Raw genomic sequence first — 26,725 nt, 5'->3', positions numbered from 1 at the left:
CCATGGGTAATGTACCATTGGCGCGCCGGGAAGAAGCTTCCCGTGCAGCTTTTGAAGAAGCGAAGCAGTATATTCCCGGCGGGGTGAACAGCCCGGTGCGGGCGTTCAAATCTGTAGGATTGACACCGGTTTATGTGGATCATGGCGCGGGTTCGCGCATTTACGATATTGACGGCAACAGCTTTATCGACTACGTCTGCTCGTGGGGACCGCTCATTATGGGGCATGCTCACCCAGAGGTCGTAAAGGCATTGCAGGAGACGGCCGTAAAAGGGACAAGCTTTGGCGCGCCTACGCTGCTGGAGACGGAAATGGCCAAAACAGTGGTGGAACGTGTCCCTTCAGTGGATATTGTGCGGATGGTCAACTCCGGTACGGAAGCTACTATGAGTGCGATCCGGTTGGCCCGCGGAACTACCGGACGCAGCAAAATCCTCAAGTTTGAGGGCTCGTACCATGGCCATGCGGATAGCCTGCTGATCAAGGCCGGCTCCGGCGTAGCCACGCTTGGTTTGCCGGATAGCCCTGGCGTGCCTGAAGGCGTAGCAGTCAACACGATCACTGTGCCGTACAATGACCTGGAAGGGGTCAAAATCGCTTTTGAACGCTATGGCAGTGAGATTGCTGCGATTATTGTAGAACCGATTGCCGGGAATATGGGCGTTGTGCCGCCGCTTCCGGGCTTCCTTGAAGGCTTGCGCAAGGTGACGACGGGTTACGGAGCACTGTTGATTTTTGATGAGGTCATGACAGGCTTCCGCGTAAACCGCAGCTGCGCTCAGGGACTATTCGGCATTGAACCGGATCTGACCTGCTTCGGCAAAGTAATCGGCGGCGGTCTCCCCGTAGGCGCTTATGGCGGCAAAAGAGAGATTATGGAACAGATCGCTCCATCCGGCCCGATCTACCAAGCGGGTACGCTCAGCGGCAATCCGCTGGCGATGGCTTCCGGTCTCAGCACGCTCAAGCTGCTGACGCCAGAGGTGTACGACCGCCTGGAGATACTCGGCGCACGTCTGGAAGCAGGTCTTAAGCGGAATAGCGCCGAGACCGGTATTCCTCTGACGATTAACCGTGTGGGCTCCATGGTTTGCCCGTTCTTTACCGAAGGGCCGGTAATCAACTTCGAAACGGCCAAAGCCAGTAATCTGGATATGTTCCGCAGCTACTTCGCCAAGATGCTCGATCAGGGCATCAGTGTTCCGCCATCGCAGTTCGAAGGAATGTTCGTATCCGCCGTACACAGCGAGCAGGATATCGATGATACTATCGAAGCTCACTTGAACGCCCTGAAGTCACTGTGACGTCCGGAGCAGATAATGTATCGGTCCAGGGCGGCGGCGCCTGGACCCGGCGCGGCGAATGGCTGGAAGCCATGCCCGGCCGGGTCGTTACCGGAGCAGCCGATCCGCAGGCTGCGGTAGACCGCTGGCTGCTGGAGACGGCCGGGATGCCGGTGAAACTCCATGCCCGGCTGCTCCGCGAAGGCGGCATCCAGTGGAAGGGCGACCGGCTGCGGCTGGCGCTTTTTCCTTACCGGGAAGCGGGCATTGAGCCGGTGTGGCAGGAGCTTGAAGTGCTGTATGAGGACGACTTTTGCCTTGTTGTCCATAAGCCTGCGGGTATGGCGGTTCACCCGGACGGCAGCGGGTCAGATACAACGCTGGATCATGTTGTTGCAGCGCATTATGCCGCTTCCGGCGGAGGCGTCGCTGTGCGGCATATACACCGGTTGGACAAGGATACCACGGGTCCTGTGCTCTATGCGAAGAACGAATATGCGCAGCTTGTACTCGATGAAGACATGCGCGAGAAGGTGATATCGCGGCGGTACGCTGCGATTGTGGAGGGCGTCGTCCCGCCTGCGCTCAAGGTGATTGACGCCCCGATTGGCCGCGACCGCCATCATGCGGCGCGCAGACGTGTTTCACCCGGCGGACAATCCGCGGTAACGTTAATCCTTGGACGCGAGGTGCTGCAAGGCGGCACTTCGCTTAAGGTGCAGCTTGAAACCGGGCGCACGCATCAGATCCGCGTTCACCTCAGCCATATGGGTCATCCGCTGTATGGGGATGAGCTGTATGGCGGGCCGCGCTGGGGTTTGACAGGCAGTAGCCGTCAGGCTCTGCACGGGGAGGTATTGGCTTTCAGCCATCCATGGAGCAAGGAAAAGCTGGGAATAGCCGATCCATGGCCGGAGGATATGCTGCGGCTGCGGGAGGAACTGGGCGGCGGGACAATAGGCTGAAATCAGTCTGTTGGAGCTTCCTAGCGACTAAATGATCTAAAGACAATCAAATTTTATAATGCAACTATAAAGAGACCCGAGGCTGAAGGGGCTGCACCCTGTTTGTGAGACGAGGTGCAGTCCCGTCCCCTGCCTTGGTGTCTTTTTTTTGTTGCTGGAAAATTAATAATCACAATCACAAATGTGAATAAGTCACAAACTTGATGATGCGAATCCGCGAATGAGAGGCACAAGTACCTCCGAATAGGCGGAAAGTAAGCGATTTGGCGAAATGAGAGGTACAAGTGCAGTTAGCATAGAAAGTGGACACCGAATAAGAACATGAGATAATAAGCTTACAAGGAAGAGGTGTCCGGAAATGGAAGAAATACGACAGAGCTACAATGAAGACTTTAAACGAAAGACTGTAAAATTCCTGCAGGAGCAAACCAAGTCTATTTCTGAGTTGTCAGTGGAACTGAGTATCCCGGTGGGAACACTGCGCAATTGGATGGGGAAATACCGAAAACTTGAAGATGAACCTGCAGCCACAGGTGAGATGTTCCGGGAACAAGGTGAACTGGTGAAGCAACAAGAACAGGAAATCCGAGATCTGAAAGAAGAGCTCGCCATCCTAAAAAAAGCTGTGCACATCTTCAGCAAGGAAAGAAACTAACTTTCCATTTCATTGAAGAGCATCGCTCCACTTTCCGATTGGAGAAGATGTGCCAGGTGTTACACGTGTCGAAGAGCGGATACTACAAGTGGCTCCAGCAAAAGGGCCAGGAAAATAGCTACCAGAAACGAAGAGTGGCGCTTACCGTCCGCCTCAGGTGGCTCTTTCATGACTCTGACGGGATCTACGCAGTCCTAAACTCACAGAGAACCTTAAACGAGAAGGCTGGAAGGTGTCCGCGCGTTTGGTGGGCAAGCTGATGCGGGAGCAAGGGCTTCGATCCTGCGCGGCTCAACGATTCCACGTGCAGACGACCGACTCGAAGCATGAGCATCCCATCGCTCCTAATATTCTAAACCAGACGTTTGTAACCACTGCTCCGAACAAGGTATGGCTAGCTGATATTACGTACATTCCCTGCCAAGAAGGCCGATTGTATTTGGCCAGCGTTATGGATTTGTACACTCGAAAAATCGTTGGTTGGAAGATGTGTGACCACATGCGTACAGATTTAGTAGGAGCAGCTTTAGAACAAGCCCATCTGTCACAGAAGCCTCCAGCAGGAGTGCTGCACCATTCGGACCAGGGAGCGCAGTATGCCTCTACCGATTACCGTACTCAACTCGTCACATACCAGATGAAAGCAAGCATGAGCCGCAAAGGGAATTGTTATGACAATGCGTGTATTGAGTCGTTCCACAGCGTACTCAAAAAAGAATGTGTGTACCGGACCCGGTTTAAGACCAAGCTTGAAGCTCAGCAGAAAATATTTGAGTATGTGGAGCTCTTTTACAATCGTAAGAGAATTCACGGTTCTTTGGGTTACCTCTCTCCCGACCGTTTCGAATCCCAGTACTACAAGAATTTAAGTACATGCTCTTAAATAGTGTCTACTTTCTTGACATAGGACCACAAGTACCTCCGAATGGGCGGAAGTTGAGCAAATTGGCGAATGAGAGGTAAAGATACCTCCGAATTGGCGGAAGTTGAGCAAATTGGCGAATGAGAGGTAAAGATACCTCCGAATTGGCGGAAGGTGAGCGAATCCGCGAAATGAGAGGCACAAATACCTCCGATCAGCGGAAAGCTGAGTGTCGCCCCCTTCAAGCTCCAGCCGTGCCAAATATTTAACGGATGATACATTTCTGCGTCTCGGTTCGTCTTTCTAATAAAGGAGATGGACAGCAGATGAAATGGAACAGAATCTCTGTAACGATAGCCGCTTTCGGTGCGGTTTTAATTATTGCCGGGAGTATTACTGCAGCTACTGCCGGTTCGGATGTTGTGAAACTGATTCAGCAATTTGGCAGTTTTACTGTGACTGTAGACAATCAATCCGATTACGATCTGTTTTCCGTAGAAACTGGGGTCCTTACCAGCGATTCTACTGGACAGGTCGTTGAGAGCAGTTCCAAGGAAAGCTTCGAGCAAGGGATACCCAGTGGAAGAAAGGTGAAAATCAGCCCTGAGCTAAGCCTTTCCGGTGAAGGCGGAATTTATCTTAAGTATACCGATCCAAGAGATGAGGACTCGCCGAAAACGGTCGGGATATGTTCGTATACCGAAAGCTTATCCGGCCATTCCAAGGTCATCATTACAAATGACGATGTAAGTGTTGCAGAAAATTGCAGCTGAATTAGCGTTGCCGCCGTGTTTCTACTTTCTTGTCCCCCCATTTCCTGCCTGCCCAGCAAGTGGAAGTGCCAATCTGCCGTTTTTGGGTATAACACTAATAAGATATATACCCTTACGAAATGCAGCTTGGCACATTAACGATCCTACGACTGGGGGCATATCCATGAAATGGCAGGGAAGAAGAGGCAGTTCGAATGTAGAGGACCGCAGAGGCAGAGGCGGGGGCGGCGGGAAGGTCATCGGCGGCGGGATCGGCGGAATTATTCTTGTCGTGATTGTAACACTGCTCAGCGGGGGCAATGCCGGGGATATCTTAGGGAACCTGACATCCAGTGGTACCAATTCTTCAGCTCCTTATGAGCAGACGGCTGAGGAGCAGGAGCTTTCCGAATTTGTATCCGTGGTTCTTGCCGACACCGAGGAGGTGTGGGGTGAGATTTTTAAGCAGCAGGGAATGACCTATAAGGATCCGACGCTGGTAATGTACAGCGGCAGTGTGGATTCTGCCTGCGGAACAGCCACTTCGGCAGTCGGGCCGTTTTATTGTCCCGGGGACGCCAAGCTGTATATTGATCTGAGCTTCTATGATGAGCTGCAGCAGCGCTTCCAGGCGCCGGGCGATTTCGCGATGGCTTATGTCATTGCCCACGAGGTGGGCCATCATGTACAGACCCTGTTGGGCACGTCGAAGCAGCTGAATTCGCTTCGCCAGAGCCTGAGCGAGAAGGAATTCAATAAATATCAGGTCCGGTTCGAGCTGCAGGCCGATTATCTGGCCGGAGTCTGGGCCAATCACGCCCAGGGCATGAACCTGCTGGAAGAAGGCGATCTGGAGGAGGCCCTGACGGCGGCGAGTGCGGTCGGCGATGACACGATCCAGAAGCAGGCACAAGGATATGCGGTGCCGGACAGCTTCACCCACGGGTCTTCGGAGCAGCGGAAACGCTGGTTCTACAAAGGTTTTAACTCCGGTACCATTGAAGGCGGAGATACTTTTAACGCTGCTCAGCTATAGAATGTGAGAGGGCAAAGTGTCAGCCGCTTAACCCGGGAACCGCCCATCCCCCTATGCGGGAGCGAGCTAAGCCAAGTATAAATAAGCCTGGAGACAGAGCCGATACGGCCTCGTCTACAGGCTTTTATTCTTTGGGCGAAAACCGCTTCCTTCCAAACTTTTTGGATTCCGGCAGCTGGTCGGCAGACCTACTTCTATTAACAGGCAGGTACTTTTTTCATAGAAAGAGACTGTTGCCCATGCCTTATAATCAGCGCCGGTCATATAATACTTTGTTAACGCGGAGCAGGCTGCTCCTCATGAAATGAATTCTACAAGCCGGGGAGAGGGGTTCATGAAAATACTGCTGGTCACCTACTGGGGACTCACCAATATGGGCGGAATCTGGACGTATATGAAACAGCTCTCAGACAAGCTGAGCGAGCAGGGTCATTCTGTTACGCTGATGGGAAGCCATGTAGAGAGCAATACGTTATATTTGCTGAACCAGGAGAGCTATTTTGATAAAAATGCATACTATAACACGCTGCTGCCTTATCTCGATCCTCTGCGGTTTCCGCATCTGCACCTGGAGCATGGCATTTTCAGTTTTGAAATCGGCCGTTATGTGTTTGAGGGAGGAGCGGCTGTGCTCGGCCTGGAGGACTATGATCTCATCCACGCCCAGGATCCCATTTCCACTTACGCGCTGCGGCGGGTGATGAAAAAGCGGGTGCCGCTGGTGGCCAGCGTTCACGGGGCATTGGCCCGGGAGTCGTACTACGAGTATAAGGGGATTGAACGGGAGCTTACGAAGGAGGAGTACGAGAGCCGGCCGATTTGGAGCTATTTCCGCCGGATCGAGCAGCTTGGCGCACATGCCGCTGACCTGATCCTGGTGTCTTCGAAATGGATCGGTCAACTGGTGAATGAGCTCGGCGTCACTCGGGAGCGGATTCATACGCTGCCTTACGGAATCAACCTGGAGCAGTACAATGACAAGGCTGCATTGCCTTCCCCGGTACAAGTTGGCGGGGGACATAAGGTGATTATGTATGCCGGCCGTTTCGAGTACATCAAGGGTGTACATGTGCTGATCGGCGCACTGGGTCTGGTGCATCGCAGCCGTCAGGACTGGGTCTGCGTCTTAGCCGGGAGCGGTAGTCTCCTGGAAGAGCTGAGATCACAGGCGGCAGCGCTGGGGATTCAGGGACATCTGGTGTTTGTGGGTAATTTAGACAATATCCCGTCCACGTTGCAGCAGGCCGATATCTATGTGCAGCCCAGCCTGCAGGATACGCAGCCCTACTCGGTCACAGAAGCCCAGCTTGCCGGTATTGCACCGATTGTGGCCGGGACGACGGGGATGCCGGAAATGGTTAAGCACGGGGAAACAGGCTGGATCTTTCCTACGGAAGATTCAGGGGGGCTGGCGGAGCTGCTGCTACTGCTGCTAGGTGATGATGAACTGCGCGGGCGGACAGGAAACCAGGCGAGAAAATGGGCGGTCCGCTGCCGCTCGCTGGATGTCATGACGGAAGGAACGCTTAAGGTGTACCGCAAAGCGGTGGGAAAGCAAACCTTGCGTAGAGGGGGGACCGGAGGCGAAATGCTGGCAGTGGAAAAGGAAGCAGGAGCGGTTCAGGGAGCTTTTCATCCGGCTGATTTGCTGGGCAGCGTTACCCCCGGCAATCCACTGGTACCGGCTCTGCGGAGCAGGCTGCCGCTGGATTATTCCGTTCCCGATGCCCGTATTTTTGGTTTTGACAAGCAATAAGAGACGGCCGCTCTGATGAAGTGTCCAAAGTTGTCATGCCTTTCTGATTGAAGCATATACATGAGAGGAGTAACATTTTGGGCTTATGCTCTGGGCTTGTCTCGGGGTTAGATTATGCCAAGAAGGAGGACATTTCCCGTGTTTGACCAGTCCCACGGTTTGCGGTTTGATATTTATGAACGCATCCACCTTTCGGAAGAACTTCCGGGAATCGCTGAACTGGAAGAGGTGGAGCTGATTCCGGAAATCCAGGTGATTCAGCGGGAGGACCGGGCCGAGCTGTACGGACAGCTTCTGCTCACCGGACTCTACCGGGGTGAGAACGACCGGACGGAACGTCTGGAGCATGCCATTCCTGTTGAAATCACAGTACCGCTGACCCGGGTCAGCTCACTTGAAGACATAGGGGTGGAGATTGAGAATTTCGATATCGACCTGCTTACGATGCGTACGGTCAATATAACTGGTGTACTCTCGCTGCGGGGAATCGGGGGATCGGAGACGCAGCCCGCCTGGCAGCAGGAAGAGTACACGGCAGCTTATTCACCTGACGAGGAAAAACAGGCCACGGGGGTTAGGGTAGAGGCCAAGGAGCATGAGAACGATGCGTTGTATGAAAACTCAGTGTGGACTTATGGCGAAGGCACCGCAGAGAATTTCGCTGAGGAGCATGAGTTTGCCCACAGTGGTCCTGAAGCTGCTGTGAATCCGCTGTTTTTGGAAGGCACTGTGTTCACCCACCAGCCTGCTGCATCCCCACCGGCCCAACAGAAGGACAAGGAAGTGAAGGTGCGGACACACAGCTTTGATAGCCCGCAGGGGATATCAACAGCCGGAACCGCGAACAACGAACCTGTTTCGGGACACTTCTTCGGGGCGCAAGGGAGAGCGGAGCAGGCTGTTCCGGCCGCTGGAAATCAGGCTGGCTATACAAATCCCTTTAACAGTTCTGACATTGCCAAAGTATCAGGCACCGAAAGTTCAGGCAGCGCAAAGGACATTTCGGATGCTGCCGCTGAGAACACAGCCGCGGAGGCGCAGGCGTCCCATCAGGAAGAAGAGGATTTCTCTGCTGAAAATGGGGACTATGCGGCACTTTTTGCTCAGGATAGCTCGTTATCTCACGCTGATCAGGAGAACGCGGGCGAAGGCGCGATCTCTAAGGAAGCAGCACCTCCGCAGGAGGAGAAGCCGGATCTGAAGGTTGCCCTGGGAAGCAAGAGACAAGAAGATATTCCTGCGAAGGAGCATCTCACCTTCTCTTCCCTGCTCAGCTCCAGCCGCTCCAGAAAGGAACAGGAGGAGCTTATCGCCGAGGATACAGCTGCGGCGGCGCCTGTTCCGGACTCCGGCCGTGACGGGGAATGGAAAAGCCGCTTTATCGGTGGCTTGAACGGCAAGGATCTGTTCCGTAAAGTGCGCCTCTGCATTGTCCAGCGTGAAGAAACAATCGATACTATAGCAGAGAAATATCAGCTCAGTGCAAGAGAGCTTGTCATGTACAACCGTCTTTCCGGTCAGAATGTGGAGGAAGGCCAAGTTTTGTATATCCCTTAAGAGATGCCGGCAGGCGCATCGGTGTCAGAATCCCGATCGGATGAGATCGGGATTTTTTGTATTTCTGTCCTCTGACCTGAGATTAAGGATGAACATCAGGGGTTCGAATCAGGAGAAGGGGCTAATTTTAGAAATGGGCGGTATAAGTCCCGCAGTTTGTGTGTATGCTGGTTGACTAGGAATAGTACTAAATGTATTATTGGATTAAGTAAATTCTTAATAAAGACTGGGAACGGGAAGAGTAGGCGGTCAGCCCTTCAGAGAGCGGAACTATAAATTGCTGTGAGTTTCCGCAGGATGCAGCCACCGAAGTCGCCCCGGAGTTGCCCCTCTGAGCTTGTCTTCAGATTTATGAAGCATAGGTTAGGAAGTGGCCGGTTGCAGCCGTTATCTGCGTGAGTGTCGCGCTAAGTCTCCGGAACCTATGGGACCGGAACGGTGGTTTATTTTTCATTGGCGCGAAACAAAGGTGGTACCGCGAAAGAATGGCCTTTCGTCCTTTGAGACGAAGGGCCTTTTTGTATTTTTTTTCAGAGGTCCAGCTTCAGAGATACATCTACCAATGTTACTTAAATGGAGGGTTTAGAATGGCTGATCACAACAAAGCGGCGGCAGAGCTGCTGAAGCCGCAAGATCCGGCACAGGATGCTGCTGAGGGCAATAGCGCAAAGAGCGATATGCCGACTACATATGATCCGAAGGCGGCTGAACAGAAATGGTATGCCTATTGGATGGAGAAGGAGTTCTTCAAGGCTGGAATGCGGCCTGAAGCAGAGCCTTACAGCATTGTAATTCCACCGCCGAATGTAACCGGGATGCTGCACATCGGGCATGCGCTCGATTTCACGCTGCAGGATATCCTGATCCGTACCAAGCGGATGCAGGGCTTCGATACCCTTTGGCTCCCGGGAACGGACCATGCTGGTATTGCTACCCAGACCAAGGTGGAGCAGAAGCTGCGCCAGCAGGGCCTTTCCCGGCATGATCTGGGCCGCGAGAAATTCCTGGAGCAGGTATGGGAGTGGAAGGACCAGTATGCCAAGACCATTCATGAGCAGTGGGCCAAGATGGGCCTGTCTCTCGACTATTCGCGCGAGCGGTTCACTCTGGATAAAGGGATGTCCAGCGGTGTACGCCAGGTATTTGTGGAGTTATACCGTAAAGGACTGATCTACCGCGGCAAGCGCATTATCAACTGGGATCCGGCAGCCCGTACCGCTTTATCCGATATTGAAGTTGAGTACAAAGAGGTTAACGGTCACCTGTACCACCTGCGCTACCCTCTTAAAGACGGCAGCGGATTCATCACCGTAGCAACGACACGTCCGGAGACGATGCTGGGCGATACGGCGGTAGCGGTGCATCCGAAGGATGAACGCTATCAGGATCTAATCGGCAAAACGTTGATCCTTCCGGTCATCGGCCGGGAAATTCCGATTATCGCCGATGACTACGTAGAGAAAGAATTCGGCAGCGGCGCGGTTAAAATTACTCCGGCCCATGATCCTAATGACTTTGAAGTTGGCCTGCGCCATAACCTTCCGCAGATCAATGTGATGGATGAAGGCGGCACGATGAACGAGGAGGCCGGTCCTTATCAGGGACTGGACCGCAGCGAATGCCGCAAAGCGATTGTTGCTGATCTCAAAGAGCAGGGCGTTCTGATTTCGATTGAGGACCATCTGCATCAGGTAGGACACAGCGAGCGTTCCGGCGCAGTGGTTGAGCCTTATCTGTCCACCCAGTGGTTCGTTAAGATGCAGCCGCTGGCCGAAGCTGCTATCACTGCACAGAAGAACGGTGACGGCGTTAACTTCGTGCCGGACCGTTTCGAGAAAACATATTTGAACTGGATCGAAAATGTGCGTGACTGGTGTATTTCCCGCCAATTGTGGTGGGGACACCGCATCCCGGCCTGGTACTCTGAATCTACAGGTGAAGTGTTTGTAGCGTATACGGAAGAGGAAGCCCGCGAAATCAGCGGACTTGATGATCTGAAGCAGGATGAGGACGTTCTCGATACGTGGTTCAGCTCTAATCTGTGGCCGTTCGCCACACTGGGCTGGCCGGATGAAAGCAGCAGCGACTATCAGCGGTTTTATCCGAACAATGTCCTGGTTACCGGCTATGACATCATCTACTTCTGGGTAGCGCGCATGATCTTCTCCGCGCTGGAGTTCACCGGCAAGAAGCCGTTCTCCGATGTGTTCATGCACGGCTTGGTGCGGGATGCCGAAGGACGTAAGATGTCCAAGTCGCTCGGCAACGGGATCGATCCGCTGGATGTTATCGAGCAATATGGTGCAGATGCTATGCGTTATATGATTTCGACAGGCAGCACAGCCGGCCAGGATCTGCGTTTCCGTATGGAGAAGGTAGAGCAGGCGCGTAATTTTGCCAATAAGATCTGGAATGCCTCGCGCTTTGCACTGATGAATCTGGAAGGCGTAAACTTTGCAGATATTGACATTACAGGTGAGCTTAGTACGGCAGACCGCTGGATTCTGCATCGCTTGAACGAAACTTCTCGTGATATTACGCGTCTAATTGACTCGTACGAGTACGGCGAGACCGGCCGCCTCTTGTATAACTTCATTTGGGATGATCTGTGTGACTGGTATATCGAGTTCGCGAAGCTGTCGCTTTATGGAGCTGACGCTGCTGCTAAAGCGAAGACGCAATCGGTGCTGGCCTATGTGCTGGACCGTACGCTGCGCCTGATTCACCCGTTCATGCCGTTCATTACCGAAGAAATTTGGCAGCATCTGCCGCATGAAGGCGAAACGATCACCCTGGCGGAATGGCCTAAATATGATGCAGCGCTTGAGAATCCGCAGGCAGTGGCAGAAATGACCCTGCTGATGGACATCATTCGTGCGGTTCGTAATATCCGCGCCGAGGTGAATGTGCCGATGAGCAAGAAGGTTGAGCTGATCATCAAAGCCGGAAATGAAGAGACCATGAGCATCATTACCCGCAACGACAATTACATCGGACGCTTCTGCAACACATCTTCGTTCGAAGCAAGCCTTGATCCGCAGACGCCGGATAAAGTCATGTCCGCAGTAGTTACGGGTGCAGAGCTTCTTCTGCCGCTGTCGGGGCTGATCGATATTGAGCAGGAAATTATCCGTCTGGAAAAAGAAGTTCAGAGTCTGAACAGCGAAGTAGAGCGCGTGGAGAAGAAGCTCGGCAATCAGGGCTTCGTGGCCAAGGCGCCGGCAAAAGTCATCGAAGAGGAACGTGCAAAGCAGGCGGACTATTCCGCAAAACGCGAGAAAGTGCTCGCCCGCATCGCAGAGCTGAGAGGATAAGGGATATGGAAGAGATCATCGGGGGCGGCGGTACCGCTCCCTTAAGTTCCTATACAGAAGCGGTAGAGTGGATCAACAGTCTGATTCCTTTCGGCATCCGTCCGGGTCTGGAGCGGATTGAGCTGCTGATGGAGAAGCTGGACCGTCCGCACCGCAAGCTGAAATTCATTCACGTGGCGGGGACGAACGGAAAGGGCTCGACCTGCGCTTTTTTGACGAGTGTGCTGATCCAGAGCGGTTACAGCGTAGGGACCTTTACTTCGCCCTATATCACCAAGTTCACTAACCGTTTCCAGTACAACGGGACGGATATTCCTGAAGATACTTTGCTGGAGCTGTCGAATAAGCTTCGCCCGCTGGTACAGGAAATTGCAGACAGCGAGCTTGGTTCACCGACGATGTTCGAGGTGGCTACAGCGCTGGCGATTCTCTACTTCGGGGAGGTCTGTTATCCGGATGTAGTCGTATGGGAGACGGGGCTTGGGGGAAGGCTGGATGTAACAAACATCGTGACACCTATTGTGTCCGTGATTACGAATGTCGGACATGATCATACCGATGTGCTGGGAGATACGCTGGAGGAAATTGCCGGTGAGAAGGCCGGAATTATCAAACCGGGTGTTCCTGCAGTCAGCTGTGTGAGCCAGCCGGAAGCGATAGCGGTGCTTAAGGCCAAAGCGGCAGACAGCCGCTCTACCCTCTATCTGGCCGGGGAAGATTTCAGCTATGAGCTAGCCGGAATCAAAGATGGCGTGCAGAGCTTTAACTTTAAGGGTCCCTTCCGCTCCCTTGAGATCGGCATTGCCATGAAAGGCGAGCATCAGCTAAGCAATGCGGCCGGGGCCATGATGGCGCTGGAGGTTCTGCGGCAATATATGGCCTTTATGCTGGAGGATGAGGATGTGCTGGAGGGTTTCCGAAGCACATTCTGGGCAGGAAGGCTGGAAGAGGTAAGTGCTTCTCCGCGCATTGTACTGGATGGGGCGCACAACCCCGAAGGTGCGGAGAGCCTTGCCAAGAGCCTTCCGCAGTTTTATAAATACGGTAAATTAAATTTGCTCATGGGGATGCTGGCAAATAAGCATCATGAGTCATACTTCAAGCATATACTGCCTATAGTGGATACGCTCATCCTGACCGAACCGGATTTCCGGAAGAAAATGGACGCGGAAGATCTGCAGGCCATCGCAGAACGTCTGCGTGAGAAATATGCTAAAGAAAACTTAAAAATCATAGTAGAACGTAATTGGGGTAAGGCGCTGCAACTGCTGCAATCGATCACAGCGGAAGACGACCTTGCTGTCGTGTCCGGAACGCTGTATTTGATTTCTGATGTACGAAGTACGCTTTTGCAGCAACCCGATTCTGAAAAAGGCTGGTGACGAACTGTTGGATACTACTGAACGTGTGCATTTTATAGGGATCGGCGGCTACGGAATGAGCGCGATTGCCCGGGTGATGCTGGAAATGGGATATACGGTTACGGGCTCCGATGTGGCAGCTCAGGAATTAACCGAGAAATTGATTGCCAAAGGTGCCAAAGTTTATATTGGACATACTGCGGAACAGGTTAAGGGTGCAGATCTGGTTGTTTATTCTACGGCACTCGCAAGTGATAATGTGGAATGGGTAGAGGCGGAACGTCTCAAAATCCCGGTTCTGCACCGCTCGCAAATGCTGGCCCGGCTGCTGAATGAACGCAAAGGGGTAGCTGTCGCCGGCGCGCACGGCAAAACTACCACCTCTTCGATGATCGCGCTGATCATGGAAGATTGCGGAGTGGACCCGACCTATATTATCGGTGGAGAGATTATGAATGTCGGTACGAATGCAAAGGCTGGACAAGGGGAGTTTGTTGTGGCCGAAGCGGATGAAAGCGACGGCTCGTTCCTGCAGTATCATCCTTGGCTGGGGATCGTAACGAATATTGAAGCGGATCATCTGGAGAATTACGGCGGTGACTTCGGCCGCCTGAAGGCCGCTTATGTGCAGTTTATGAACCAGCTGCGCGAAGACGGCACTGCGATTGTGTGCGTGGATGATGAGACTATCAGCGCCCTTTTACCTGAAGTTAAGGGCTCGGTGATTACCTACGGTATTCATCAGAACGCTGATTATATAGCCACTGACATCGTGCTTGGCGACCGGCAGGTGGCGTATACAATGAACAGCGGCGGTCAAGTGCTGGGGCGAATTGAGCTCTCCATTCCCGGACAGTACAATCTGTACAATTCAATGGCTGCGGTCATTGCTTGTCTGAAGTCAGGGATTGCATTTGAAGAAATCGCTGCAGCTATCGTGAAATTCCATGGAGCGAAGCGCCGGTTTCAGGTGCTTGGCGAAATCAATGATATTCTTGTAATAGACGATTACGCTCATCATCCAACGGAGATCCAGGCAACGATCAGCGCAGCCAAAGCGACCGGCAAACGGATTATTGCCGTGTTCCAGCCGCAGCGCTACACCCGTACCTTCTTTCTGCTGGATGCGTTCAGCCGTGCCTTCAGCGAAGCTGATGAAGTGATCATTACGGATATCTATTCGCCGGCCGGAGAGAAGCAGATTGAAGGTGTCACTTCCGCAAAGCTGGTGGAGCTGATTATACAGAACAGCAACGCCGGTGCGAGGCATCTGGCTACCAAAGAAGCCGTGCTGGCTGACCTGCGGGGCCGTATCGCTCCAGGTGATCTGGTGATCACGATGGGCGCAGGAGATATCTGGAAGGTTGGGTATGCACTGGCTGATGACTTGCGTGAACTTGAAAAACAAGAATAGGATGACTTCTGTGAGCCGTTAATGCAGAACTGATTCTCATGAAGCCAAAGCGTATTTTGTCCGTTATGCCGGACAAAATACGCTTTTTGCTATATAGTCCTAAGTCTGCTAGTGATCTTGCAGGCGGAGTCTTGGAATGCTATAGTTTTGTGACAACAGAGTACTGATTTCCGTGTATATGGTGGTGTATTCATGAACTTCCAGCTTGATATTACAACGCTGTTATACTTGTTTATCTTTGGGAATTTATTTATTGCCTTGCTCGTCACCTTTTACCGCTTCCACTTCCCGAAGGACATTGCTTCATGCGTATTTATTGCTGCGAAGTGGGTGCAGGTCCTGTATTGGAGTTCCATCCTGCTGTGGGATATTCTCCCGCGCTTTATTGGAATTCCACTGAGCAATGGGCTCATTCTTGCCGGAGGCTTCATGGAGATTGCAGCGCTGCTGGTGATGATGGGCATGTTCGGGCGGAGGGTGAAGCTGTACTATTTAGTGCTGATCGCGGGAAGTATAATCAGCTTTTGCATAATCGCGCTTTTTTTTAACAGTCCCAATTTGCGGGTCGCGTCTACATCGCTGTGGTCGATGTTTTTTGTGATATTGCCGGCGTATCTTCTGACCTCTAACAAGGAGAGAACACCGCTTCAGAGTATGCTGGGATTCGTATTTTATGGGTTTGGCCTGTCAATGCTGGGACGGGCGTTCGCGGCCCTGTTTCTGGAACCCGGCATGGGCGCCTTGTCTGCGAATACCGCGCAATATCTATATTATCTGGGAATGTTCTTTTTGCTGATTAGTGGTACCGCAGCCTTTACTCTCCTCTCCAATGAGCATTCTTATAAAAAGCTGAAGAAAATGGCCACCTACGACACGTTAACCGGGATTTTGAGCCGCCGGGCTTTTCTTCTGGAGGCGGAAGTGAAGCTGACTCTTGCGGTCAGAAAACAGGAGTATTACTCCCTTCTACTGCTGGATCTGGATCACTTCAAGGAAGTCAATGACACCTATGGTCATGATATAGGGGATAAGGTCTTGCAGGATTTTGCATTTACGATTGAGAGCAGCCTTGGAAATGACGATCTGTTCGGCAGAGTGGGCGGCGAAGAGTTTGCCGTTCTGCTCTATGGGCTGAACGAAGAGGACAGCGGCCGCAAAGCGGAACAGCTGCGCACCGCTGTGATGGATGCCCCAAAGTTGAACATGCCTTGCGGGTATACAGTCAGCATCGGTGTGATTACCGTTCTCCCCACTCCCCGGACATTCTTCAATATGTTGTATAAGCTCTCAGACCGGGCATTATACCAGGCGAAGCAGCAAGGCCGAAATTGTGTAGTGATCGCACGGTAAGCGCAGATGCTCAGGTTGAATTGAGAATACATATGCCTATGGTTATAGTTGCAGGAAGGTGAAATTTATAGCTGTCCATTTTGATCTTAAGACATTGCTCGTTTGCCTTTTTTTCGCCAATCTTTTTACGGTGCTGCTGGTATTGGCCTACCATTCACGTTACCCGAGGGATGGAACCTCCAGATTATTTATAGTTGCAAAGCTGCTCCAGCTTGTGATCCTGATTTTGCTGCTGATGGAGGATTCTACTCCCTTTAAGTTTCTTCGGCTGATCCTTGCGCTGGGCTGCCTGGCGGGAGCAACCGCAGAGATGTTAGCCCTGCTGAGGCTGCTCGGAGTAAGCACAGACCGGGTGAAGAGAAGTTACTATACGCTTGCAGGCTGCTCCGGGGCTGGACTGCTGGTGATAGAAATGCTGTTTCCCCTAAGGGTTCAGCCTATCGTCATCGTCTGGACATCCCTGTCCGTTGCGGGTCTTATGGCTTATCCGGTGTATATCCTCTGCGTGAAGCTGAAAGAGACTCCGCTGCAAAAAATTATGGGCCTGCTCTACAGCCTCGTGATGTTGTCGTTGCTGGGACGGGCGGTTGATCCGTTCTTAGAAACCGGGGCAACGGACACGGCGGCTTCGGGGTTATTGCAAGCGTTTTTTTATATTGCCGTCTATCTGTTGATGTTCCTGTGGACAGCAGGTTTTATGCTGCTTTCCCGGGAGCGGATCTATGCAGAGCTGGAGCGGGTATCGACTTATGATGAACTGACCGGCATTCTTAACCGCAGAGCGTTTGTGCAACGTGCCGGCCCCCTGCTTGATACTGCAGCCAAGGAAGCTACCCCTTTCTCGTTCCTGCTGCTGGACGTGGATCATTTCAAGAGTATAAATGATACCTATGGCCATGATACCGGGGACAAGGTGCTGAGGGATTTTGCAAGTAAAATTGAAGGGCAGCTTGCTAACGGTGAACTGTTTGGCAGGTTCGGCGGCGAGGAATTCGCCGTGTTTCTGCACCGTACAGACGAGGCGGCAAGTGATGAAATCGCCGAACGGCTGCGCCTTTCCGTACTTGATACGGTTGTCGAAGGGCTGCCGATGCCCTATACCATAAGCATCGGGGTAATTACCGTCACCTCGGCAGAAAGGATTCCGCTGAATACACTGTACAAGCTGAGTGATAATGCCTTGTACGAAGCGAAGCAGCAGGGCCGGAATTGTGTCTCCAGAAGCCGGCTAACGAGCACCTAGCCTCTGCCCTGACGGGAGGGCGAGGTTCTTGACGTTCAAGAAATCCGGGCTTATTTGAATTTTTTTTCTCGAAAATCCATAAAACGACAAAAACAAGATACACTTTGGGGTAATATATGCTAGACACATAACATTGCTATAGAACATACAGAAAAAAATGGAGATTAGGAGACAAAGACATGAGGGAGAAATTACTGTTCATATCCGCAGAGAATCCGTTTCCGCAAGATAGTGGAGGCAAACTCAGAACGGGAAATATACTAAATATTCTGCTAACCAAATATGATGTGGATCTCCTGACCTTCAGGAATCAGAGGCAGGTTGATAAAGAAGAGGCCATACCCGCACTTACTGTGCATGAAGTGGAACGAACCATGAATTACCGCAAGGCGATGCTGCGTTCACTTTATACATGGCGTAATTGTTCTTATATGAGCCATGTCGATGTGGACATGAAGGATGCAATTAAGAGACTATGTAATCAGAACCGCTACAGCCATGTGTTTATTTCACACAGCTTGCTTGGCTGCTGCATTGAAATTGTACGGGTCGAGTTGCCGGACGCTGTCATTGTCACTGATGCCCATAATTTCGAGAGCAACCTGTCAGCCCAGCTGGCGCATAAGAAAAGCGGATTCGCTAAGCTTTTCTATTCACTGAATGCGCATTGGACAAAACGGGATGAGCTGAAGCTGATGGACAAAACCAACCTGCTGCTGACTACTTCGGAACAGGATGGTCTAGCTTTCAAGTCGATCTCTGTCAAGAATGCAAATAAAGTGCATGTTATCCCTAATTTCATCCGTATCAGCGATTACCGCACAACTATTAATACCCCTAAGGAAAAATGGATTATTCTTCCGGGTAATATGAACTATTTCCCAAATGTGAATGCAGCGACCTATTTTTTTCGTGATATTTATCCGCTTGTGAAAGCCCGGGTACCCGAAATCAAATGGTATATCGTAGGGCGGGATGTACATCCTGATGTGGCTGCTTTGGGTGAAAAAGATTCTTCCATTGTGATTACCGGCTATGTGGACAGCGTGGCGGATTATGTCCGGAAGGCCCAGGTAGTCATCGCCCCCTTGCAGGAAGGCAGCGGAACACGCCTGAAGATTCTTGAGGCATGGGCGCTGAAGACACCTGTTGTGTCTAGCACAAAGGGAGCTGAAGGCCTGTTGTATGAGCATTCCCGGAATATTTTGATTGCTGATGATCCCGTAACTTTTGCAGACAGTGTGGTGAAACTTCTTCTGGATCATGAACAGGGCCTGGTACTCGCAGACCGGGCGCATGAGACACTGATGGCAAATTATGAGGCTGAAAGTGTCAGGGAAAAGCTGCTCAGTTTGGTCTAAATTAAATAAATAATCTTTTCTCCCATAAATCGACAATCTTTTGAATGAAAATGCGGTACTATTGATCTACAACTAAAGTTTCATAAAAAGTGGCAGGACGGTTACCTCTCCTGCTTTTTTTTCTGAATCTTATTAGAAGAACAATCATTTTCATAGAACCAAGGAGCTATAGTCATGAGAGAGAAAATGCTGTTCCTATCCGCACATCATCATTATCCGGAAGATTTTGAGAGAGAAATAAGAACGGAGAATTATCTGGGCATACTGCTGGAGAGATTCGATATTGATTTGTTGGAATATTGCCATTGCGACTGGGAGGCCCCCTATACGGCTGGACCGGCGCTTAAAGTCCACAGGGTAACACGGGTGCCCGGGCAGCGAAGCTCATTGCTCGGTTCCTTGAGTAAGCTGCGCAGCAGCACTATTTTGGCCGATGCCAACAAAGACTTGCGTGCGGAGATCACTGCGCTCAGCCGTTTGCATACATACAGCCATGTGTTTATAACGCATCCCTTGCTTGGAAACTGCATTGATATGATCTCTTCCTTATTACCCGGCGCAATGATTATTACGGATGCCCATCGTTTGGAGAGCAGACACTCGGAAGGAAAAGCTGCCGGCAAAAGGGGCTTAAGCAAACGTTACCATCAATTGAATGCAGCATTGTACCGCCGGGAAGAACGCAAATTAATGAATAAAACCGCTCTGCTGCTGACAGCCTCCGAGTGGGATGCCCTGTCCTTTAAGGCTTTATCCTTTGCAGATGCCGGCAAGGTGCATGTAGTCCCTCCATTTATCGACTTAAATGACTATTATGAGGCTGAACCGTCCGTTAAAGACAACTCCATTGTCCTTCACTGGAATATGCATACGAACCAGGGCAGAAATGCTGCATTGGTATTCTATCGAAAGGTTTACCCTTTCATTAAGGCGAAAGTACCGGACTGCAGATGTTATATTTTCAGTGGTCAGACACATTCCGAAATCCTGGCTTTGGCCAAAAGTGATCCCTCTGTTGTGATTATTGAAGAGCCAAGGCAGGAGGGGGAATACATACGCCGGGCGAGGGCCGTTATTGCAACACTGCGTGAAGGCTGCGGCGGGCATTCGAAGATACTGGAGGCGTGGGCGCTCAAGACTCCGGTAGTTACTAGCCTGAAGGGCTCGGAAGAATTGATCTGTGAGCCGGGGCGGAATATTTTGCTGGCAGGCACAACCGGCGGGATAGCTGACCATGTGGTGAAGCTGCTCCAGACACCGGAGCTGGGTGCAATTATTGCGGACCATGCCTACCGGACGCTGCAGAAGCATTACGAAGCGGACAATGTTAGGGCTAAAGTGCTCAGCTTGGTCTAATCATATCAAAATAGCATAATCCTCTCTTCTCTATCATATATTCTCATATAGATTAGACGATAGCGAGGTGTGACGCTTGATGAACGGAAGAATGACTTTCCGGTTTGATATCGATCAGGACAAGGGCAAAATTGAACCGGTGGAAAGGCGTTCCAGTGCGGGACTGGGGACGGCAAGAGACTATGAGAACAAGGAGCTTCACCGCACTCCGGTTCCCCTGCATCATACACAGCCCTACGATACCGGCTTTACTGTTGGCGGGGAAGAACCGCCGGATGATATCGGGAATGACGATCTGGAACCTTATAATTCTCACGGTCAGGAGTGGGAGGGAGCCAGATGGGAAGCTGAGCCGTCCAAGCAACCGTTGTTATCCCCATATCCTGACCCCGATGTGTGGGAGAGAGCTCCGCAATATCCTGTTGAGGAGTGGAATGACAGTGCTGGGCGGTTCGGTGACATTTCATTGTCAAGTGCCGGATATGGCGGCTCTTATCATACCCGCCGTCCCTCCTACTGGTGGAAGTTTGCACTTTCCATAGCAGGAGCCGTTGGTACGGGACTGCTGCTCGGATACGCTGCATTGTCTTTCATTAGCGGAGGGAGCCCGCAGGCTGGAGAGAACACCAAGCCGGGCGCTGCTGCCGTGCAGAATCAGAACGCCGGGACAGCTAACCAGCCGGTAGCCGGAGACACCGGTTTGCCGAATGCTGGTCCAGCGGGCAGTGAAGCAGCCCGCATTCAGGTGGCGGTAGCGGCGCAAAGCTATTATCTGCTGCAATATGGCGTGTTCAGCACACCTGATGGAGCTGCGCAGGCTCAGCAGGAACTGCTTACCGCCGGACTTGCCGCAGGGCTGGATCCTTCAGAAGGCAACCGGGTGTACGCCGGGATCTCGCCTGACCGCGAACAGGCCAAGCTGCTGAGCAGCGGCCTGAAGAATCAGGGGATTGAGCTTTATGTAAGAGGAGTGGAGCTGCCGGCCGCAGAGCAGGTTGCTTTTGCCGGAACGCCACAAGCTGTGGAGGGTTATTTCGCAGCCAGCGGACAACTGCTTAATGAGTTGAGCAGCCTGTCCGCATCCTTGTTAGGCGGGGAAGTCCAGACGTTGGACAAATCGGCAGTCAGCAATTTGCATATGGAGTGGACCGAGGCGCTCAAAGCGCTGAAGCCGGGTCTGACCCCTGAAGGGCAGAGCATTTGCGGCGGGCTTGAGAAAGCAATGAGCCGGGGAATGGCTGCCCTGAATGAATATGAGAAGAACAAAGCACCGGGTCTGCTTTGGGAAGTGCAGGAAGCCATGTTGAGCTTCCTGACCGGTCAGAAGGGCCTGATGTCAACTTTGGTGTAAGCGTAAATACAAAATCCCCCATCCGGCTTGGGGGATTTTATGTGTTGCTTGCAGGGTTATACTCAGGTAAGGTTAAATGAGCCGCAACCACAGTTAGCTCCACTACACAGCTGCCTCGTGACTGCGTGTATGGTAATCATTTCCGTACCGGATTTTGCGTTTGTATTGAACTCAGTTTCACCGTATAATAATTAAGGTGTCAAAAAATGGCGAGGGAAGACTTAGATGAAGAAGAAAAATGTAGGAACACTGCTGTTATTTCTCATTCTGGGCTGGCTGGCCGGAGCGTGGATCGCGAAGCTGCTGGAGCCTGTAAAAACTTTGTCTTTTCTTACAACCTCGACGGTACTCAAGTGGTCCCCGCAAGCCGATTTGGACATCATAACCTATGACATCACTATTCATTTGAAATTGTGCTTGCTCAGTCTGGCCGGAATGATTACTGCCGTATGGCTGTACCGGAGGCTGTAATGGTCACTGCTGATTGGGAAGGGGCGTTTATACGTGGAATCTGACAATTCACGCCTCATTATTCTTGCTTCGGGTTCGCCGCGCCGCCGGGAATTGCTGTCTTTGCTGGGTTTGCCTTTCGAGGTGATTTCCAGTGATGCGGACGAGAGTACACCGCCGGAATTCACACCGGAGATGATTGTGCGCAGTCTGGCTTTGCGTAAAGCGGAGGCTGTGGTCCCGGCTGCCGGCAAGCGTAATGCCGTTATCGTCGGCAGCGACACGATTGTTGTGCTGGATGATAAGGTGCTTGGTAAACCTGTGGACGAGCAGGACAGCAGGGTTATGCTGGGACTGCTTCAAGGCAAGACCCACCAGGTGTACACCGGAGTAGCCTGCATCGGGCTGCCAGAGGGCAAGATTCTGGTAGAGCACCGGGTAACCTCAGTAACTATGAGAGCATTAAGCGAAGAGGAAATCTCCGCCTACATAGCGACTGGAGAACCTGCCGATAAGGCTGGTTCCTATGCGATACAAGGACTTGGTGCCACCCTGGTGGAGAAGATTGAAGGCTGTTACTTTAATGTGGTTGGACTGCCGTTGTCGCTGCTTGAGCGTATGCTGTCCCGGGTTGGCATTTCGGTGCTGGGCCGGCAAGGATAGCGGAGGAAAGAGGGATCGGGATGGAGTCGCAAACATTTATGCTGCGGGACCTCCCCCATGAAGAACGACCACGAGAGCGCATGATGCATTATGGGGCGGAATCATTAAGTCAAGCGGAGCTTCTGGCTATACTGCTGCGTACAGGCACACGCCGGGAATCAGCTATTCATATCGCCCAGCAATTGCTGGGACGGGCTGGTGGTCTCCGCGGACTGGCGGACCTGAGCATTGACGAACTGACGAATATTAAAGGCATCGGCCCTGCCAAGGCCGTGCAACTGAAAGCTGGCATAGAGCTGGGAAGACGGATGGCGAACTCCAGGCTTACCGAGCCGGTTACCATCCGCAGTCCGCAGGACGCGGCGGAGATTCTGACCGAGCAGCTGCGTTATTTGCAGAAGGAGCATTTTGTCTGTCTCTTTTTGAATACGAAGAATCACGTTATAGCGCAGGAGACATTGTCCATGGGCAGTCTCAACGCCTCTATTGTGCATCCCCGTGAGGTGTTTCGGGCAGCCATGAAATGCAGCAGCGCAGCCATTATATGCGCACATAATCATCCGAGCGGCGATCCTACGCCAAGTCCGGAGGATATCTCCCTGACCTCCAGACTTCTTCAGGCAGGCGAGATTGTCGGAATTGACGTACTGGATCACCTGATTATCGGAGACAGCAGATTTGTAAGTTTGAAAGAAAAAGGGTACATGTAATATAATTGTCCAGATTCACTGGGAAAAGGAGAATACAAGCATGTTAGGTGGTTTTACGAAAGATTTAGGGATTGACCTGGGGACAGCAAATACGCTCGTCTACGTACGCGGCAAGGGGATTGTTGTAAGAGAACCTTCCGTGGTGGCCATTAATACCGATACCAAGACAATTGAAGCTGTAGGCGAATCCGCCAAAAAAATGATTGGCCGCACACCGGGCAATATTCGTGCTATTCGTCCGATGAAGGACGGAGTTATTGCCGATTTCGAAACGACGGCAACCATGATCAAATATTTTATCCGTCAGGCCCAGAAGCAGCGTTCGATGTTCCAGCGTCACCCGAATGTAATGGTCTGCGTTCCGTCCGGAATAACTGCAGTTGAGCAGCGTGCCGTTGAAGATGCTACCAAGCAGGCGGGAGCCCGTGAGGCTTATATTATCGAAGAGCCGTTTGCCGCTGCTATTGGTGCGGATCTTCCGGTATGGGAGCCGACAGGCAGTATGGTTGTTGATATCGGCGGCGGTACTACCGAAGTGGCTGTCATCTCTCTTGGCGGTATCGTGACCAGCCGTTCAGTTCGTGTAGCCGGTGATGAGGCCGATGAGTCAATCATCCAGTACATCAAACGCCAGTACAACCTGATGATCGGTGAGCGCACCTCGGAGCAGCTCAAGATGGACGTGGGTTCTGCCCTGCCGCTGGAGAAAGCCGAAACGATGGAAATCCGTGGCCGCGATCTGGTGACCGGACTGCCGAAGACACTGACGATTACTTCCGATGAAATTTGCGAAGCTTTGTCGGATACGGTCAATGCGATTGTCGAAGCGGTTAAAGTGACCCTGGAGAAATGTCCGCCGGAGCTTGCTGCTGATATTATGGATCGCGGTATTGTTCTTACAGGCGGAGGTGCGCTGCTGCGCAATTTGGACAAGCTGCTGGCACGTGAGACCGGAATGCCGGTGATTGTCGCCGATAACCCGCTGGACTGCGTAGCTATCGGAACAGGCAAAGCGCTTGAGAATATCCATCTCTTCAAGAGCCGCAGCGGATCGAGCCTGCGCTCTAAGCGTTAGAATCCGACTTGGTTTGTTGCATGTCAACCCCTGTTGTGGGAGAAATACGGTTGTTAGAGGGTGTTGAAAATGTTTAAGCTGTTTAACAATAAACGTCTATTCATATTGCTGATTACATTAGTCATGTTTATCGTGGTGATGGGGTTCAGCCTGGGGACAAGAAAATCCTTGTCCTGGCCTGAGAATTTCCTCCGTGATACGACCGGTTTCGTGCAGAATCTGTTCTACAAGCCCGCTGGATATGTAGCGGGCTTGTTCCAAGATATCCGGGAGTTGAGTGAACTGGCCGAGGAAAATAAACGCCTGAAGATTCTAGCTGCCCAATATACGATAGATAAAGCGAATTACAATTTTGTTAAGGCACGTAATGAGAGTCTGCAGAAGGACCTTCATTTCACTAACGCGCAGAAGGAATTATATAAATATAACTATAATACTGCCCAGGTTCTCAGCCTGACCACGGAACCCAGCAACAGCACGCTTGTGATCGACCTTGGCTCCAGTGATGGTATGAAGCCGAATATGTCTGTAATTTCCGTAGATGGGCTCGTAGGTGTCATCAGTAAGGTGAGCAATTTCACTTCTACCGTGAAGCTGATGACTATGATGGATGTGAATGATCCGAATTCCCAGCCGCCTATAGCGGCCACGGCCATCGGTAAAGAGGGTAAGACCTTCGGCATGATTGAAAGCTATGATCAGGAAACCGGAATGCTCAAGATGAACAAGATTCCGCAGGGTGACCCTATCGCGGAGAAGGATACCATCGTTACCTCCGGCATCGGGAGATTATATCCGCAAGGGTTGACGATAGGAACCGTAATGAGCGTTGAGGAAGGACAATTCGGATTAACTTCGACTGCAATCATCAAGCCCAGTGCCGAATTTCAGGACTGGAAACAGCTGATTGTTGTATCTCAGGAGGAGCGTGCCGAATAGTGAAGATGCGCAGGTCGGTTCTTATTCTGTTATTGTTTCTCCTGTTTATCCTGGAAGGCGCCATTCTGCCCTGGCTGCTTCCGGACGCCTGGCAGCTGCGGATTATTCCGAATCTTGTATTTATTGTGATCCTGTTCGTCACGGTATACCATCACCGTCATACTGCACTTATATTAGGATTGTCTTTTGGCATGCTGCATGATGTCATTTATTACGGCAGAATTCTCGGTGCTCATTCCTTTGCCATGGGGCTGTCCGCCTATTTAATTGGTCTGATTTTTCAGATTCCACGCGCACCGCTGCCGATGATGATGACTGTTGTCCTGCTTGGCAGTCTGCTTCAGGACAGCGTGCTGTTCGCTATTTACAGCGTGTTTAATTTGAACCAGGAGCCTTATAATTGGGCGCTCCTGCATCATATGCTGCCTACCATGCTGTTTCATTTTGCTATGGCCCTGATCCTCTACATTCCGCTGCGGCGTCAACTCGAGCTGCTGAAGAAGGAGACCCGTAAGGAGGAAACGGTGTGAAACGGCCTGCATTTCTTTCGGCTGAAAGAAGGAATTTGCCCGGCCCGGCACGAATGATTCAGGATAGGGGGACAGGCATATGACAGTAAAATCCAAGCATGTGAGGATTAAGGGCATCAAGGACGGCCTGGTATTCCTGCTAGACGACAAGTGTCCCTTTGAAGATCTCTTAAGCGAGCTTCGCTATAAGCTGGAGCACAGCCATCAAAATATTCTGACTGGACCGATTGTGCATGTAGATATTAAGCTGGGCAGCCGAATTGTGACGGAGGATGACAAATCAGCTGTGCTGGAGATTCTCAAAAGTCAGGGCAATTTGCTGATTCGTTCCATTGAAGCGTTCGAAGCGCCGGGCATTGAGGATACAGACGCATTGTTTCTGATGAGCGGCATGGTTCGTTCCGGCCAGGTGCTGCATCATCAAGGTAATCTGCTGTTGTTGGGCGATGTGAACCCGGGAGGAACCATTACATGCTCGGGTGATATTTATATCCTCGGTGCGCTCAGAGGCATGGCTCATGCTGGAGTAGACGGCAATCAGGAAGCGATTATTGCTGCTTCTCTGCTGTCTCCGACACAGCTGAGGATCGCCGACGTGATCAGCCGGCCTCCGGATGAATGGGGGACCCGGGAGAGCACCATGGAATTTGCTTATTTATCAAGCGGTGCGATGCAGATCGACAAAATTCATAATATAGTCAGATTACGTCAGGGTTTAAATGTGTTTAAAGGGGTGTAGCCT

General features: G+C 51.7%; 22 protein-coding genes, 1 pseudogene and 1 other annotated feature. All 23 genes and pseudogenes read left to right on the top strand.

The genetic code is table 11. The features are described from left to right. Positions 1 to 2: 2 nt before the first annotated feature. The 23 genes and pseudogenes from hemL to minC all read left to right on the top strand — a co-directional run bounded on the left by hemL (position 3) and on the right by minC (position 26,722). Positions 3 to 1,304: a glutamate-1-semialdehyde 2,1-aminomutase gene (gene hemL / locus NST99_RS26915; protein ID WP_341095761.1), complete on the top strand. Its 1,302-nt coding sequence runs from the start codon at positions 3 to 5 to the stop codon at positions 1,302 to 1,304. A gap of 71 nt (positions 1,305 to 1,375) precedes the next feature. Continuing rightward, positions 1,376 to 2,248 carry an RluA family pseudouridine synthase gene (locus NST99_RS26910; RefSeq protein ID WP_341097769.1) on the top strand — a complete coding sequence of 291 codons (873 nt, stop codon included), beginning with the start codon at positions 1,376 to 1,378 and terminating at the stop codon, positions 2,246 to 2,248. Between the two features lie 358 nt (positions 2,249 to 2,606). Continuing rightward, a complete protein-coding gene (locus NST99_RS26905) occupies positions 2,607 to 2,903 on the top strand; it encodes a transposase (RefSeq protein ID WP_341095759.1) in 297 nt (98 codons plus the stop codon). 205 nt (positions 2,904 to 3,108) lie between these two features. After that, positions 3,109 to 3,786: pseudogene (locus NST99_RS26900) on the top strand (IS3 family transposase); the annotation flags it as partial. Positions 3,787 to 4,091: 305 nt separating this feature from the next. Further along, positions 4,092 to 4,538, top strand: a complete 447-nt coding sequence (locus tag NST99_RS26895) for a hypothetical protein (protein ID WP_341095757.1) — start codon at positions 4,092 to 4,094, stop codon at positions 4,536 to 4,538. 163 nt (positions 4,539 to 4,701) lie between these two features. After that, positions 4,702 to 5,553, top strand: coding sequence for a KPN_02809 family neutral zinc metallopeptidase (gene ypfJ, locus NST99_RS26890; RefSeq protein WP_341095755.1), 852 nt, complete (start codon positions 4,702 to 4,704; stop codon positions 5,551 to 5,553). A gap of 334 nt (positions 5,554 to 5,887) precedes the next feature. Beyond that, entirely contained in the window at positions 5,888 to 7,309 is a 1,422-nt protein-coding gene (locus NST99_RS26885) for a glycosyltransferase family 4 protein (RefSeq protein WP_341095753.1), read from the top strand. A 138-nt stretch (positions 7,310 to 7,447) separates the two neighbouring features. Then, positions 7,448 to 8,866, top strand: a complete 1,419-nt coding sequence (locus NST99_RS26880; protein ID WP_341095751.1) for a LysM peptidoglycan-binding domain-containing protein — start codon at positions 7,448 to 7,450, stop codon at positions 8,864 to 8,866. A gap of 219 nt (positions 8,867 to 9,085) precedes the next feature. Beyond that, positions 9,086 to 9,370: a binding site (T-box leader), on the top strand. A gap of 173 nt (positions 9,371 to 9,543) precedes the next feature. After that, entirely contained in the window at positions 9,544 to 12,180 is a 2,637-nt protein-coding gene (locus NST99_RS26875) for a valine--tRNA ligase (RefSeq protein WP_341097768.1), read from the top strand. Positions 12,181 to 12,185: 5 nt separating this feature from the next. Then, on the top strand, positions 12,186 to 13,562 hold the full coding sequence (locus tag NST99_RS26870) for a bifunctional folylpolyglutamate synthase/dihydrofolate synthase (RefSeq protein ID WP_341095749.1): 1,377 nt from the start codon (positions 12,186 to 12,188) through the stop codon (positions 13,560 to 13,562). Then, on the top strand, positions 13,513 to 14,955 hold the full coding sequence (murC, locus tag NST99_RS26865) for a UDP-N-acetylmuramate--L-alanine ligase (protein WP_445744994.1): 1,443 nt from the start codon (positions 13,513 to 13,515) through the stop codon (positions 14,953 to 14,955). The genes NST99_RS26870 and murC overlap by 50 nt, the downstream gene beginning before the upstream one ends. Before the next feature lie 192 nt (positions 14,956 to 15,147). Next, a complete protein-coding gene (locus NST99_RS26860; RefSeq protein WP_341095746.1) occupies positions 15,148 to 16,305 on the top strand; it encodes a GGDEF domain-containing protein in 1,158 nt (385 codons plus the stop codon). A gap of 58 nt (positions 16,306 to 16,363) precedes the next feature. After that, positions 16,364 to 17,548, top strand: a complete 1,185-nt coding sequence (locus tag NST99_RS26855; protein WP_341095745.1) for a GGDEF domain-containing protein — start codon at positions 16,364 to 16,366, stop codon at positions 17,546 to 17,548. 179 nt (positions 17,549 to 17,727) lie between these two features. Continuing rightward, the gene (locus NST99_RS26850; RefSeq protein ID WP_341095743.1) at positions 17,728 to 18,909 is read left to right on the top strand and encodes a glycosyltransferase family 4 protein; all 1,182 of its coding nucleotides are present in this window, start codon (positions 17,728 to 17,730) and stop codon (positions 18,907 to 18,909) included. Between the two features lie 174 nt (positions 18,910 to 19,083). Continuing rightward, entirely contained in the window at positions 19,084 to 20,265 is a 1,182-nt protein-coding gene (locus tag NST99_RS26845; protein WP_341095741.1) for a glycosyltransferase, read from the top strand. Positions 20,266 to 20,344: 79 nt separating this feature from the next. After that, positions 20,345 to 21,616, top strand: coding sequence for an SPOR domain-containing protein (locus tag NST99_RS26840; protein ID WP_341095740.1), 1,272 nt, complete (start codon positions 20,345 to 20,347; stop codon positions 21,614 to 21,616). Between the two features lie 225 nt (positions 21,617 to 21,841). Beyond that, the gene (locus NST99_RS26835) at positions 21,842 to 22,087 is read left to right on the top strand and encodes a DUF4321 domain-containing protein (protein WP_038595700.1); all 246 of its coding nucleotides are present in this window, start codon (positions 21,842 to 21,844) and stop codon (positions 22,085 to 22,087) included. Between the two features lie 33 nt (positions 22,088 to 22,120). Beyond that, the gene (locus NST99_RS26830) at positions 22,121 to 22,729 is read left to right on the top strand and encodes a Maf family protein (protein WP_341095738.1); all 609 of its coding nucleotides are present in this window, start codon (positions 22,121 to 22,123) and stop codon (positions 22,727 to 22,729) included. 20 nt (positions 22,730 to 22,749) lie between these two features. Beyond that, positions 22,750 to 23,439, top strand: coding sequence for a RadC family protein (radC, locus tag NST99_RS26825; RefSeq protein WP_038595695.1), 690 nt, complete (start codon positions 22,750 to 22,752; stop codon positions 23,437 to 23,439). A 40-nt stretch (positions 23,440 to 23,479) separates the two neighbouring features. Beyond that, complete coding sequence (locus NST99_RS26820) at positions 23,480 to 24,514, top strand: rod shape-determining protein (RefSeq protein ID WP_038595693.1); 1,035 nt, start codon at positions 23,480 to 23,482, stop codon at positions 24,512 to 24,514. Between the two features lie 60 nt (positions 24,515 to 24,574). After that, positions 24,575 to 25,453, top strand: a complete 879-nt coding sequence (gene mreC, locus NST99_RS26815; RefSeq protein WP_341095736.1) for a rod shape-determining protein MreC — start codon at positions 24,575 to 24,577, stop codon at positions 25,451 to 25,453. Beyond that, complete coding sequence (gene mreD, locus NST99_RS26810) at positions 25,453 to 25,983, top strand: rod shape-determining protein MreD (protein WP_341095735.1); 531 nt, start codon at positions 25,453 to 25,455, stop codon at positions 25,981 to 25,983. Before mreC ends, mreD begins: the two co-directional genes overlap by 1 nt. 79 nt (positions 25,984 to 26,062) lie before the next feature. Further along, positions 26,063 to 26,722: a septum site-determining protein MinC gene (gene minC / locus NST99_RS26805; protein WP_341095733.1), complete on the top strand. Its 660-nt coding sequence runs from the start codon at positions 26,063 to 26,065 to the stop codon at positions 26,720 to 26,722. Positions 26,723 to 26,725 lie beyond the last annotated feature (3 nt).

The sequence above is a fragment of the Paenibacillus sp. FSL L8-0470 genome, from assembly GCF_038008625.1.
In the GTDB taxonomy this organism is placed as follows: Bacteria; Bacillota; Bacilli; order Paenibacillales; family Paenibacillaceae; genus Paenibacillus_AQ.
The sequence above is the reverse complement of the archived record's forward strand: the minus strand, read 5'-3'. Positions and strand labels throughout refer to the sequence as shown.

Excerpts from the sequence above, each read along its gene's own strand:
- hemL (WP_341095761.1), top strand. The coding sequence starts at position 3 with ATGGGTAATGTACCATTGGCGCGCCGGGAAGAAGCTTCCCGTGCAGCT.
- NST99_RS26910 (WP_341097769.1), top strand. The coding sequence starts at position 1,376 with ATGCCCGGCCGGGTCGTTACCGGAGCAGCCGATCCGCAGGCTGCGGTA.
- NST99_RS26905 (WP_341095759.1), top strand. The coding sequence starts at position 2,607 with ATGGAAGAAATACGACAGAGCTACAATGAAGACTTTAAACGAAAGACT.
- NST99_RS26895 (WP_341095757.1), top strand. The coding sequence starts at position 4,092 with ATGAAATGGAACAGAATCTCTGTAACGATAGCCGCTTTCGGTGCGGTT.
- ypfJ (WP_341095755.1), top strand. The coding sequence starts at position 4,702 with ATGAAATGGCAGGGAAGAAGAGGCAGTTCGAATGTAGAGGACCGCAGA.
- NST99_RS26885 (WP_341095753.1), top strand. The coding sequence starts at position 5,888 with ATGAAAATACTGCTGGTCACCTACTGGGGACTCACCAATATGGGCGGA.
- NST99_RS26875 (WP_341097768.1), top strand. The coding sequence starts at position 9,544 with ATGCCGACTACATATGATCCGAAGGCGGCTGAACAGAAATGGTATGCC.
- NST99_RS26870 (WP_341095749.1), top strand. The coding sequence starts at position 12,186 with ATGGAAGAGATCATCGGGGGCGGCGGTACCGCTCCCTTAAGTTCCTAT.
- murC (WP_445744994.1), top strand. The coding sequence starts at position 13,513 with ATGTACGAAGTACGCTTTTGCAGCAACCCGATTCTGAAAAAGGCTGGT.
- NST99_RS26860 (WP_341095746.1), top strand. The coding sequence starts at position 15,148 with ATGAACTTCCAGCTTGATATTACAACGCTGTTATACTTGTTTATCTTT.
- NST99_RS26850 (WP_341095743.1), top strand. The coding sequence starts at position 17,728 with ATGAGGGAGAAATTACTGTTCATATCCGCAGAGAATCCGTTTCCGCAA.
- NST99_RS26845 (WP_341095741.1), top strand. The coding sequence starts at position 19,084 with ATGAGAGAGAAAATGCTGTTCCTATCCGCACATCATCATTATCCGGAA.
- NST99_RS26840 (WP_341095740.1), top strand. The coding sequence starts at position 20,345 with ATGAACGGAAGAATGACTTTCCGGTTTGATATCGATCAGGACAAGGGC.
- NST99_RS26835 (WP_038595700.1), top strand. The coding sequence starts at position 21,842 with ATGAAGAAGAAAAATGTAGGAACACTGCTGTTATTTCTCATTCTGGGC.
- radC (WP_038595695.1), top strand. The coding sequence starts at position 22,750 with ATGGAGTCGCAAACATTTATGCTGCGGGACCTCCCCCATGAAGAACGA.
- NST99_RS26820 (WP_038595693.1), top strand. The coding sequence starts at position 23,480 with ATGTTAGGTGGTTTTACGAAAGATTTAGGGATTGACCTGGGGACAGCA.
- minC (WP_341095733.1), top strand. The coding sequence starts at position 26,063 with ATGACAGTAAAATCCAAGCATGTGAGGATTAAGGGCATCAAGGACGGC.